Below are 12647 nucleotides of genomic sequence, written 5' to 3' on the forward strand. Positions count from 1 at the left end.
TCTCATCAGAAAGGCGAATCAAATGAATTATGGAAAAAGAGGTGTCCGGGCCAAACAGAGGGCACTTAACGCTAAGTCAAAGAAATGGAGCAGAAAGCTGGCGCTGACTTTGGTGAAGCTGAGCCTGGCGGCAGTCATCGGCGTGGTCATCTGCTGTGTTTCCGCCGGTATAGGCGCTTTCAAAGGCATCCTGGCCTCCACCCCGCGGATTCATTTAAGCGATGTTGTCGCCACAGGCGAAGCCACCATCGTGTACGACTGCGAAGGCAATGAAATCGACCAGTATGTCAGCATGAACTCCAACCGTATCCAGATCAACAACATGGACCTTATCCCGAAGCATCTGGGCGAGGCTTTCGTGGCGCTGGAGGATGAGCGTTTCTACCAGCATAACGGCATCGACATCCAGGGAATCGTCCGTGCCGGCTGGCATTTCGTAGAGTCCATGGGCAAGAAAAAGGAAGGCGCCAGCACGATTACCCAGCAGCTTCTGAAGAACACTATCTTCACCACCTGGACCGAAGAAGACGGCAATATGATTAAAATGGTCAAACGTAAGATCCAGGAGCAGAATCTGGCTCTGGCCATCTCCAAGGAATTCTCCAAGGAAGATGTGCTGCTGCGCTATATGAATGCTATCAATCTGGGCCAGAACACCCTGGGCGTGGAATCCGCCTCCCAGCGGTATTTCGGCAAATCCTGCAGCGATCTGACACTGTCGGAATGCGCCGTCATCGCCTCCATCACCCAGAATCCCACCGGTTTCAATCCCATTCATTTCCCCAAAGCGAATGCCGGCCGCCGGAAAGACTGTCTGGACAATATGCTGGAGCTGGGCTTTATCACGGATGAGGAATATGAGGAAGCCATGGCGGATACAGATGCCGTATACGACCGCATCAAGCTGCATGACATCGATTTCCAGACCACTACCAATACTACTGCGGGCTCCTATTTCTCGGATGCCGTGTACGAACAGGTGCGGGACGATCTGGTCAATATCGCAGGATACAGCGAGTCTATGGCAGAGACCCTGCTGACTTCCGGCGGCCTGCGTATCGAGTCCACCATGGATCCTACTATCCAGGCCATAGCCGACGAGGAATTCTCCAATCCGGAAAATTATCCGGAAAACGTGTACTGGTATCTGAATTACGCCCTCACTGTGTACGGTGCAAACGAGGAACAGTACAACTTCAGCAAGGAAAATATGATGACCTGGTTCCAGGATAACCTGGACAAAGGCTTTAACCTTATATTCAGCTCCCAGGATGCGGCTTATGAAGCCATCGAAACCTACCGCACGGCTGTGCTGGCTGATTTGGGCATAGCCGACAGAGAGGACAATTATGTCGAGACAATCTCCATGACCGCAGAGCCGCAGGCCGCGATGACCATCCAGGACCAGTCCACCGGTTATGTAGTAGCCATCGTAGGCGGGCGCGGCGCCAAGGAAGGACGGCGTACCCTGAACAGGGCCACCGATGCCAAACGCTCTCCAGGTTCCACATTTAAGGTGCTGGCTGCTTTCGCTCCCGCTCTCGACAGCGCGGGGCAGACACTGGCCACCACTTATATGGACGCGCCGTTCAACTTCAGTGACGGTACTCCTGTCAAGAACTGGTACAGCGGCTACCGCGGCATCAACTCCATCCGGGAAGCCATACGGGAATCCCTGAATATCATAGCCACCAAGACAGAGACTGTCATCACGCCCCAGCTTGGTTATGATTATCTCTTGAATTTCGGCTTCACGACTTTGACAGACGGCGTGTGGCTCAGGGACTCCAATGGCGAGGAACGGTTCTACACAGATATCAACCAGACATTGGCTTTAGGAGGGCTGACTTTCGGAGTGACCCCTTATGAACTGACTGCCGCTTATGCAGCCATCGCCAACATGGGGGCCTATGTGGAGCCAAAACTCTACACCAGGGTCACCAATACGGACGGCGATATCCTTTTGGACAATACCAATCCCACCTCCAGGCAGGTCATCAAGGAGACCACTGCTTTCCTGCTGACAGATGCCATGGTGGACGTGGTAAAAGGAGGCGGCACCGGGGCCAGCTGTAACTTCAGCAATGCTATGGCCATCGCCGGAAAAACCGGTACATCCAATGACTATCATGATGTATGGTTCGCCGGTTTCACCCCTTATTACACTTGCAGCGTATGGACAGGCTATGACAATAATGTGGGCCTGCGCACCACAAATCCCGGAAAGGAATCCGACCTGGCGAAGATTCTCTGGACAGCTATCATGAGCCGCATCCACGAGAACCTGCCCGATGAGAAGTTCACCACACCCCAGGGCATCGTCCGCGCTGAAGTATGCATCGAATCAGGCCTGCTGCCCATCCCTGGTGTCTGCACGGCCACACGTGGTGAATATTTTGCCGCGGGAACCGTTCCTACGGATCCATGCAACATACATTATGTGGGAGATATCTGTCATTATGACCTGCTGCCCGCAAGCCCTGAGTGTCCGATGAAAATACCCGGTGCGCTGGATCTGCCGTTCCAGGAGGATCCGGCCCTGCTGCAGGGTTCCTCTGGTGTCACGCAGCCGCTTGGTCCTGATGGACAACCGCTGCCATACGGCTCTGATACCCCTCACTGCCAGCATGATGCCGCATTCTTTGCGAATCCGGACTACGAGGCAATCCTGGCACAGCAGGAATGGGCCGCCAACGAACGCGATATACAGAATGCGCTGCAGGATGCCGGCTTAGAAGACACAGAATAACTTCCCTGAAATACCGCTCAAAGCCATGACGTTTCCACATGTGTCATGGCTTTTTGCCAGGCTGCATCTTTTCTTATATACTTGCATATAAATGTCGAATTATGATATAATATTGGCACGGAAAACATCTTGTTCTTTTCTTAAATTTAAGGTACACAAAGGCGTATATAGTTATGAGATAATAAGTATCAGCATACACCAAGGAGGTCAATCATGGAACAGCCATTATATACTTCAGTGAAAGTGAACAATGAAATAGAGTTATGCGAAGTCGCAGACTTGGAATGCAAGCAGCTTATCGAAAAGGCTCTCCTGAGCAAACGCATTTCCTATTATATCCGCTGGCCCAAGTCCTCTATCTTTCATCTCAGCAAAAGCAACTGTATCATATGCGTGAACGACAGTTCAAGGGAGATTGCCGAAGATATGGTCCGTTCCATTTGTGAGGAAAAGGGCTATTCCGTAAAATTTCTGATGCGCAAATCCCAGAACCAATATCTGTAAAGAACGATTTTTTATAAAATAACCAAAGCGAGGACACATATGAATTCCATAAAACTTTCCAGACTACGCGCAAAGCACATCGTGATTGGCCTACAAATCATTATTCTTCTAATCGCTGCCAGCAGCTGGCTTCTTAACCGCGGCAATGCTTACAGCAAAAACTTTACAGTTGACGACTATCTTCTCGCAGAAAACGCAATAATAGACGGCACGTTGATTTCCATGGATGATTCCTCAGGAAGTCAAGGAGTTTTTTTGTCCACGCCTTCGCTCAGTCTGAGTAAAGGCGTCTATCAGATACAGATTGATTATGCTGTGAATTGTCCTGGAAATTCCGTATCTGTCAGCTCCGGTCTGGGAAGTCTGGAAATGAAGTGCCCTTCTCTTGAGCTGGATTCCACCTGTTATACCCAAACTATGGTTTTAGATATTTCCCGTAGTGTAGATGATGCTGTTATTCATGTCTCTTTTTCCGGGAATGGCTATATCCGTATAAGTAATATCGGGATTTATGAAACCAGTTCCCTTTACAAAAAGAATTTTTTCTATGCTTTCCTACTATGCGTGCTCATCAATCTGGGCTATTTTTTTCTACGCTCTGATATCAGGATCAGAAAAATCATTTTGGCTCTGGCCGGTATCTTTGGGATATCCTGTTATCCGCTCTATACCGATTTTCTCATGGCCGGCCATGATATTTTGTTTCATTTGATAAGAATCGACGCCATCAGCCAGGGCCTTTCCCTTGGCACTTTTCCTGTAAAGCTCCATCCTCTATGGGCCAATGGATATGGCTATGCAGTGGGAATATTTTACGGCGATGCCTTCCTGTATTTCCCTGCTTTCCTCCGCATACTCGGTTTTTCCATTCAGGCTTCCTACAAATTTTTTGTAGCATTCATAAATCTGGGAACTGTCCTGATTGGCTATTATTCTTTCCGCAAGATGTTCTCGGATGAGAAAATTGCCCTGTTAGGTTGTCTGGCCTATACGCTGGCCCCCTATCGTCTCATGGACGTGTACACAAGAGCAGCGGTAGGAGAATATTGTGCCATGATGGTCCTCCCACTGATATTATGTGGATTTTACTTGGTTTTTCAGGACAGCAGAAAGGAAAATTGGTGGAAGCATTCCATTCTCATCGCCTTTGGGCTCACCGGGTCGATTCAGTCTCATGTGCTAAGCACTCTCATCGTAGGGCTTTTCATCATATTGACCTGCCTGATACTTATAAAACGCGTTTTCAGGAAATATGTGTTCCGTTCTTTGGTCACTGCCGCTGCACTGGCCATTCTTCTCAACTTGAATTTTATTGTTCCGTTCCTCGATTTTTATACGGAGGATATCATGGTTAATTCTCCAGAATGGTCAGGCGCTCCGCGTGGCTCCTTTCAGACAGGCGGACTATTTCCAATACAGCTGTTCGCGCTATTCCAAAAAGGTACCGGCAGCGCCTGGTCCACATCAGCCGGAATTGCCACAGAACCTACTTTCGGCGTCGGTATCCTGATGACGATTGGCCTGTTTGTATTTATCTATCTCCTCTGCATCCATAAGAAAGATTGCCAAAAAGACCGCAACTATATTCCAGCAATCCTGTGCGCACTGTTTGGCGTTCTCTCACTATATATGGCTACCTGCTATTTCCCATGGGATGCCCTTATATCTATAAATGAGGGCATCGAAAAAATCATTCTGACCCTGCAGTTCCCATGGAGAATGCTCATGCCCGCCACGATACTGCTGGTATTCGTTGTATGCTATTCCTTTCATATAGGCAAAAAGGTATGGGGGAACTGCCAAAATTATCTTCTCGCCGGCATCTTTCTCCTGATATTAAGCTGTGGATGGTATTTTTACGATTTCTCGTTTTCCGGGGAGCCCTATCGTATTTACAGCACATCAGAATTAGATACAATGCAGCTTTGCACATGTGATTACTTACCTTCCGGTACTGACCCTAATCTCATCCATGCGAACCTTGTCTATGCAAATGGAGTAGCCCCTCTGGAAGCCTATCAACAGCTGGGGACGGCAATTTCCTGCAACGTCAAGGCTCAATCAGAGGATGCGTATGTAGATTTTCCTTTATTATATTACAAATACTACCGCTGCACTGATGCGGACACCTCCCAGGCTCTCCCTGTATGCGCAGGCACCAACAATATGGTTCGTGTCCAATTTCCAAAGGGATATTCCGGCTCTATTTCTATCCGTTTTGTCGAGCCATGGTTCTGGAGATTGGCAGAGATAATATCTGCCCTTACATTAATTGGCATAATTTGGGGGCTGCCAAAACTAAAAAAAGTCCATTAAGAATTGTGCAAAAAATTTAGAATTTTTTGTTGACAAGGCTGCCGATCTTTGCTATAATATCATTTGTGAGCGCGGGAATGTTGCTCATGTGCTGCTGTGGCTCAGTCGGTAGAGCGTCGCATTGGTAGTGCGGAGGTCACGGGTCCGATTCCCGTCAGCAGCTTAAATAAAAATAGCGGAAATCCTGATAAAATCAGGATTTCCGCTATTTTGTATGCCAAAGGTTATGGGCCGCCGGAGGAATTCATTTATCCTACCGCGTTTTCAGCTTCCGATACAGCGTAAAATACATGGTGATAAAACATGCAAGTCCCCCGATGCAATTGGAAATGGGTTCCGCCCAGAACACACCGTCCACGCCCAACCCCGTTTGGGGCAGCATTATCGTCAGCGGCGCCACGATCACGGCCTTGCGCAGCAGGGAAAAAAAGACCGCATGTCTGGAATATCCCAGAGCGGTAAAGGCCGACTGCCCGGTAAACTGGAATGCCATAAAGAAAAATCCCAGGAAATACAGCTTCAGCGCGCTGATTCCTGCCTCCAGCATGGCGGCGTCCTCCGTAAAAATCGAAAGCAGAAAATGAGGACATTGTATCACAGCTCCCCAGGCCAGTAAGGTATACAGAATCCCCATACAGGCCGTAAAGCGGATTCCCTGACAGACGCGGTCATACCGTTTCGCTCCGTAATTGTACCCCAGCACCGGCTGGGATCCGCTGGTTAGGCCGCTTACCGGCAGCGACAGGATTTCCCTGACGGAATTGAGGACCGTCATGATGCCCACATACAAATCCCCTCCGTATATCTTCAGCGTCGCATTGCACACCACCTGCACCAGGCAGTTTGTCCCCTGCATGATGAAACCCGACATGCCAAGGGAGACGATTTCCCGGGTCAGTTTCCAGTCTGCCCGCAAATGCTGTTTCTTTATGCGGAGCCCCGCCTTTCTCCCGGTCAGGAAATTCAGGACCCAGATGCTAGATACAATCTGGCTCAAAATAGTGGCCAAAGCCGCTCCCCTTACCCCCATATCCATTACAAATATGAAGACAGGGTCCAGGATTAGGTTCAGCACCGCTCCGATCAGCGTGGTCATCATGCCCATCTTAGGGAAACCCTGGGCATTGATAAAGCCATTCAGCCCCGTGGAAAGCATGACGAAAGGAGTTCCAAACAGATAAATCCGCAGATACGCATCCGCATACACATAGGAAGCGTCGCTTGCCCCGAACAGATAGAGCACCGGCCTGCGGAACAGATAGCAGAAAAGAAACATCAGCGCGGAACAGCCAAGGAGCAGCGAACATGTGTTTCCCAATATCAGTTCCGCCCTCTCCTCCTCACCGGCTCCTCTGGCTATGGAAAACAGCGGCGTCCCTCCGGTACCGAACAGATAAGTGAACGCGGCAATCAGCGTAGTCAGCGGAAACGCCAGCCCGATGCCTGTCAGCGCCATACTGTCCGCTCCCGGCAGATGTCCGATATAGATGCGGTCCACCACATTGTACAAAAGCAGCACCAGCTGCGCCAGCATCAGAGGGATAGCCTGGGATATAATGTTACGCCATATCTTTCCTTTTGAAAAATCGTTCGTCATGAATGCCTCCCTCTCCATCCGCTCTTCTGCCGGAATATTTTACCTGTATCTTAATAAGTCTTGCTGTTGTCCACGATTACCTGGGACTCCTTTTTCACGATGGCAGAAGTCCTGATTTTCTCCTGGAGCAGCTCATAGAACCGATCATCCGGGAAGTTCTTCACATCCACAGTCTCTCCTGTCCATGCGCTCAGATGGATGGCATTGGAAATCGTAAGCCCTAATACCCCCTCTTCTCCCGGCGCCAGAAGCTGCCCGCCATGCAGCACGGCGAAAGCGAAATTGTTCAGAATCCCCACATGCTGAGGTCCGCCGGAGAAATCCGCCGGAATATTGCACTCCCAGCACTCCGGCTTTCCAAAAGGCTCCGCGTTGACTTTATTGTGCTCCCGCTCCGATATCACATTGCGGTGGAAGACAATCCTGTTATCCTCTACCACCACCTTGCCCATGTCGCAGGCAATCTCCAGGCGGTTGGTGCCCGGCGCTTCCCCGGTAGAGGTAATGTATTCTCCTGTGGTGCCGTTTTCGTACTCAAAATATGCCATCACATCGTCTTCCACTTCGATGTCATAATACTTTCCGAAGCTGGCCTTGGCAAATATCCTGTCCGGCATCCCGAACATCCACTGCCAGAGATCCAGCTGATGGGGATTCTGATTAATCAGCGCGCCGCCGCCCTCTGTCTTCCAGGTGGAACGCCATGTGCTGCTGTCATGATAAGCCTGGGGGCGGTACCAGTCCGTGATGATCCAGGTAATCCTCTTGATATGGCCCAGCTCGCCCTTCTGAATCATCTCCCGCAGCTTCTGGTATACCGGATTGGTCCGCTGGTTGTACATGATGCCGAACTTCCTGTCAGACTGCGCCGCGGCGGCGTTCATCTCCTTTACCTGTCCGGTGTAGACTCCGGCGGGCTTTTCCGTGATGACATGCAAGCCCTGGGCAAACGCCTCTATGGCAAGGGGCGGATGATAGTAATGGGGCGTAGCGATGAGAACGGCGTCGCACAGGCCGCTGCGGTACATCTCCCCGGCATCGCCAAATACCGGGATTCCGGGATACTGCTGCCTGGCCGCCTCGCATCTGGCCGGAGCGATATCGCAAATCGCGCCCATTACCATGTCGGGCACCTTACCCTCCGTCACGTTTTTCACATGTCCCGTTCCCATGTTTCCAAAGCCGATTACACCTAATCTTACTTTCTCCATAAAGCAAATCCTCCTACTCGATTATCTTATCTACAATCTCTTCCAGGGCACGGTAAGCCAGCGTAAAGGTTCCCTCTCCTCCCTGGGGGAGATCCAGCATCTTGTCGTCCAGTTCCAGCGAAGCCAGCCCTGCAAAGCTTCCCAGATGGGGCTCAAGGCTTAAGAAGCCGTCATATCCGTTGTCCAGAAGGCTCTTCAGAATATACTCCACATTTCCGTCGCCCGCTCCCGCCGGCACTACTTTTCCGTCTTCCAAAAATGCATCCTTGATATGTACATAGCTGATGAATTTTTCCAGCTTCTCATAAGCCTCTTTTGTATCCTGTCCGCACTGCACGAAATTAGCGGAATCGAATACGGCCCGGAAATGCTCGCAGGACAGTTCCTTCATTAAATCCGCACAGCGCTCTGCGGTATCTCCGTAAATGTCTTTTTCATTCTCATGGAGCAGCACCACATCCTGCTCTTTGGCATATGCCGTCATCCTGCGCAGACGGCCGATTACCTCCTCCCTCTCTTCGGCGGACCAATCCTGAGCGGTTTCTCTTTCAGCACCGCTGGCAGCGCCCTCTGCCGAATCGGGTTTCGCAGGACGATAGAAGCTGAACATCCTGATATATCTGGCATCCAGTTTTTTTGCTACTTCCACTACTCTCTGGAACTTTCTGAAATGCGCCTCGAAATCCTCGTCAAGCCTTATCTTCCCGATGGGAGAACCAATGGAGGATACTCTGATTCCGGCCTGCTCCATCTTCTCTTTCAGAGCCTCCGCCTCTTCATCGGAAAGATCCGCGATATTCTTCCCGTCAATTCCCCTTGGCTCAAAATAGCTGATATTCAGTTTCTGCAGCACCCTGAACTGGGTATCCACGCCCTCCGCGATTTCATCCGCAAAACCGCTGATTTTGTCATATTTCATCTGGCTTTTCTTCCTCCTTTATTTTGAGACTCTTTCGAATCTCCTCTTAATACCTTTAAAATAAAAGTACCATATTTTGTTCAATCTGTAAAATGTTTTTCATTCTATTTTCTCTAAAATAAAATGAGATAATGGCAGTTGGAATCCGTTAGTCCAGCTGCCATTTATACTGCTTAACAGTTATAATTTTCGAGTAACCAGACTGCATAACGCCAGCCATATGCGTTTAACCAGTGTAATACAGTAAATTCTGGCGTTATGCAGTATAATATTATGGGGCATCTAATCTGAAGTCTCTCTGCTGCCTGTAAATACGCACAGGACCCATTAATCCCGACACAAGATCCTCACTTTCTCTGTCAATATTGTCTTCATTCCAATAACGGTTCCATCCCAGAGCCATTCCTTCGTCTACCAGCATATGTCTTCTGGCCGGAGCAGCTGAATTGGACACTATGATAGTAATCTCATTTTCTCCTTCCTGGAGAAATTCCGTGATGTCTGCCCGATAAGAAGCCCATGGGGTCACTGCTGCCAGCTGATGATCGATCCAGACCTCCGCACAGGACTCTCTCTGTCCCCACTGCAGAATATAACGCAGCTCCTGCCCCTCTTCCCGGAAAACATCCGGTTTCCACCAGAAACGGTTACGATAAAGCGCCTGCCCTGAAAACCAAGGCAGTCCCAAAGAAGCCCATTCCCTATAAGATATAGGCACTGGTTTCAGGAGCACCTGTAGCGGTTGCTGCAGCCCATCCTCAGGGCTTTCCGCTTCTACATCCAATTCCAGCATCCGCACCCGGTCTATCGGCCGTACCCTCAATGCCTTTTCTTCTGCAAAGGATACCTCCACACCATCTAACCGACATCGATATCCGCCTTTCACACAAGGCGCCGCTATTTCCGCTGTTCCCACAGGCAATGTAATCTGATAGGCTACTCGCCTGGGCCATGAAAGTCTTTCCCCATACAAAGGCAAATCTCCCCACGGTTGAAGCGGCACATTTCCCCTTTCCCAGGCGTATAGCCACACGCCGTCCCTTTCCGCCCAAAGCTGGCGGGCAGGATCATGGCGACGGGCCTGGAGACGACGGCTCAGATTTTCCCAGCTTTCCTCATATTGATTGCTCACAATCCATTCAGAGTTACTCTGTATGCACACCGGATTTTCTCTCATGTCTTTCAGGTACAGTTCTCCTTCAAGCAGCAAGGAAATCATCCTGTCAGCCGGGAGCTTTTCCACAGAGCAGATATTGCTGTCCGGATAAGGGTTGGGATTGTGTACATGAACTGCAATCAGATTCTCCCCTTGATGGAAAAAATCACCTAACTCCAATGTAACAGGCTTCATGCCGCCCTCTCCTGCCAGATGCCCGTTCACATAGAGCGTAAACTGCTGCACTGCTGCAACACAGATTCTTCCTCCGGATACATCACTTTCCAAAAATACTTCTTTCTGAAAGTACAAATCCGCCTGATCCATGCTGTCCTGCCAATGAGGCCTCCTGGTAATCCAGGATGCTTTCCACAGGCTTAAATGCCTCCCGCACCTCCCCATTTCCCATCGAGTATTGCAGATACGGATCGGTTTGGCCTCCTGTCCATACCCCAGGCGTTTCCCCCAGGTTTCCACAGGTTCCTCCCCTTTCAAAGGCTCTACCAGAAGATAGCAGGCTTCATCTGCTGCAAGCATGATTTCCACCTGGACTTTCCCATCTACACATCTCGCACTGACGGGCCATATCTTCCCAGTGGCCGAATCCATTCGGCTCACTCTTCCCATAGCGTTAAGCCGTAGTTGCAGCGTTTTCTCCACATCTTCGCTGTTGCTGATAAAATAACTGTCACAGTTTTCTATTTTCCTGTGATTCACATATATCTCAGAGGAGTCACCTTTCAATATCTCCACATCCCGGCCAATCAGCCCTGCAATCTTCTCCGGCAGTTTACAGGATGGCAATTCCTCCCCATAGAAAAGCACTTTTCCGCCCGATATCTGATAACGATTCAGCCATGTCTTCAGCTCCGCTGTCAATACCGCCTCCTGCGGGAATAGAAGCACCTGGATTTTCCTTCCGCCGCTTTCCAGATATCCCTCCCTCACAGGAGCGGCCAGAATGGTATCTTCATCTATCACATCCGCATCCATCTGGTTCTCCACCAGACTGTATAAAGCCTGATTGTATCCCTCTTCTATATGCCGGGCCGTCCAATCAGATTCAATCCCTATGGTATGCCGCTGTATATCCCGGATGGGATAATAGAGCCCAATCTGCACTACCGGATTCCCAAGAGAATTCATATAACAGATTCTGCGAATTTCGTCCGCAAAGTGCCGGAAATATTTCCAGTAGGGATTCTGGTAGAAAAAGCTGGCGGGCCAATCTGCCTGGGATCCCTGATGGTCACATTCATAATACATGCCATGGAGTACAAAGAAATTGATTCCCATAGCTCCCATAGTATGCACGCCCCTGCGATATTCCTGAAGGCTGCAGCCCCATCCGGCGCCTCCCATGGCCTCTGACATGGCACGCTCTCTTCCATAGGCCCTTGCCACTGAAACCGAATACTTTGGCTCATGGAAAGAAATCTTTCTGGGCAGGCGATACCGATAGTCATGGCAATCAGCTTCGGGAATCTGCAGATGGCGCATAGTCCTGAAATAGTCTCCTTGCCGCCAGGAATGCATCGACAGATACTCCTCCGTATGGCCGGTGAGCATCAGATGGTGTTCCCTGCACCAGTCTCCCGTCTGCTTAAAAAATGCTGTCTCATACATATGTGCCGCAGTCTCAAAGTAGTCCTCGCGTACCTTGTCTTCCCGGGAACTACCCTCCTGTAACAGCCAGGGAAGATTTTCCAGCAAATCATAGTGATGCCTCTCCCGGAAAGTTTCCGGCAGCTTCTCTGTCCAGGCAAGCCCCCTGGCCGCCATATAAATCTCATCAAAGAAGATTCCGGGAATCTTCCCTCCAAAATGTTTTCCGTATCGAGCCGCGTATTCCTCATGGGTGCTGAAATCCATATTCGAAGGTACTTCCCGCTGTCCCGCTGGGCCACGCATATTCATCGTACAGCCAGGGATAAAAACCGATCCTCTCACCCTCTTCCACACAGGCCGATATCGCTTCCCACCATTCCTTCTCCAGGTAAGGCGTAGTGATATACGCCCTTGCATGCATAAACGCACCGCAGATTCCCTGCTCTTTCATCATACCCATTTGCCGTTTCAGCTCTCCCGGCTCCAGAGTTCCGTTCCAGAACCAAAACGGTATCACACTAAATTCCTCAGGTGGTTCACGAAATCTGTCTTTCCAATTCTCTCCCATAGTTAACTCTCCTCACTGC

8 protein-coding genes and 1 tRNA gene are annotated in these 12647 nt (G+C 50.0%); 4 read left to right on the plus strand and 5 right to left on the minus strand.

Going from position 1 to position 12647, the window contains the following annotated elements:
* Window positions 1-22 precede the first annotated feature (22 nt).
* From NFS35_RS19360 to NFS35_RS19375, 4 genes are all read left to right on the plus strand, one after another.
* On the plus strand, window positions 23-2749 hold the full coding sequence (locus NFS35_RS19360) for a transglycosylase domain-containing protein (RefSeq protein WP_251208744.1): 2727 nt from the start codon (window positions 23-25) through the stop codon (window positions 2747-2749).
* A 213-nt stretch (window positions 2750-2962) separates the two neighbouring features.
* Complete coding sequence (locus tag NFS35_RS19365; RefSeq protein ID WP_251208745.1) at window positions 2963-3253, plus strand: hypothetical protein; 291 nt, start codon at window positions 2963-2965, stop codon at window positions 3251-3253.
* 39 nt (window positions 3254-3292) lie between these two features.
* Complete coding sequence (locus tag NFS35_RS19370) at window positions 3293-5569, plus strand: hypothetical protein (RefSeq protein ID WP_251208746.1); 2277 nt, start codon at window positions 3293-3295, stop codon at window positions 5567-5569.
* A gap of 90 nt (window positions 5570-5659) precedes the next feature.
* Window positions 5660-5732 (plus strand) — tRNA-Thr (locus NFS35_RS19375).
* Window positions 5733-5822: 90 nt separating this feature from the next.
* Here NFS35_RS19375 and NFS35_RS19380 read toward each other — a convergent pair.
* The 5 genes from NFS35_RS19380 to NFS35_RS19400 form a co-directional block, all read right to left on the minus strand.
* On the minus strand, window positions 5823-7166 hold the full coding sequence (locus tag NFS35_RS19380) for an MATE family efflux transporter (RefSeq protein ID WP_251208747.1): 1344 nt from the start codon (window positions 7164-7166) through the stop codon (window positions 5823-5825).
* A 50-nt stretch (window positions 7167-7216) separates the two neighbouring features.
* Complete coding sequence (locus NFS35_RS19385) at window positions 7217-8377, minus strand: Gfo/Idh/MocA family protein (RefSeq protein ID WP_251208748.1); 1161 nt, start codon at window positions 8375-8377, stop codon at window positions 7217-7219.
* 13 nt (window positions 8378-8390) lie between these two features.
* A complete protein-coding gene (locus NFS35_RS19390; protein ID WP_251208749.1) occupies window positions 8391-9296 on the minus strand; it encodes a sugar phosphate isomerase/epimerase family protein in 906 nt (301 codons plus the stop codon).
* 271 nt (window positions 9297-9567) lie between these two features.
* On the minus strand, window positions 9568-12324 hold the full coding sequence (locus NFS35_RS19395; protein ID WP_251208750.1) for a glycosyl hydrolase: 2757 nt from the start codon (window positions 12322-12324) through the stop codon (window positions 9568-9570).
* Window positions 12305-12628, minus strand: coding sequence for a hypothetical protein (locus NFS35_RS19400; RefSeq protein ID WP_251208751.1), 324 nt, complete (start codon window positions 12626-12628; stop codon window positions 12305-12307). Before NFS35_RS19400 ends, NFS35_RS19395 begins: the two co-directional genes overlap by 20 nt.
* Window positions 12629-12647: the final 19 nt, after the last annotated feature.

Source organism: Acetatifactor aquisgranensis (assembly GCF_943193215.1).
Lineage (GTDB): Bacteria > Bacillota > Clostridia > Lachnospirales > Lachnospiraceae > Acetatifactor > Acetatifactor aquisgranensis.

Bases quoted from the DNA above. Each gene is read 5' to 3' on its own strand.
- NFS35_RS19380 (WP_251208747.1), bottom strand. From the start codon at position 7,166: ATGACGAACGATTTTTCAAAAGGAAAGATATGGCGTAACATTATATCC.
- NFS35_RS19360 (WP_251208744.1), top strand. From the start codon at position 23: ATGAATTATGGAAAAAGAGGTGTCCGGGCCAAACAGAGGGCACTTAAC.
- NFS35_RS19370 (WP_251208746.1), top strand. From the start codon at position 3,293: ATGAATTCCATAAAACTTTCCAGACTACGCGCAAAGCACATCGTGATT.
- NFS35_RS19400 (WP_251208751.1), bottom strand. From the start codon at position 12,628: ATGGGAGAGAATTGGAAAGACAGATTTCGTGAACCACCTGAGGAATTT.
- NFS35_RS19395 (WP_251208750.1), bottom strand. From the start codon at position 12,324: ATGGATTTCAGCACCCATGAGGAATACGCGGCTCGATACGGAAAACAT.
- NFS35_RS19365 (WP_251208745.1), top strand. From the start codon at position 2,963: ATGGAACAGCCATTATATACTTCAGTGAAAGTGAACAATGAAATAGAG.
- NFS35_RS19385 (WP_251208748.1), bottom strand. From the start codon at position 8,377: ATGGAGAAAGTAAGATTAGGTGTAATCGGCTTTGGAAACATGGGAACG.
- NFS35_RS19390 (WP_251208749.1), bottom strand. From the start codon at position 9,296: ATGAAATATGACAAAATCAGCGGTTTTGCGGATGAAATCGCGGAGGGC.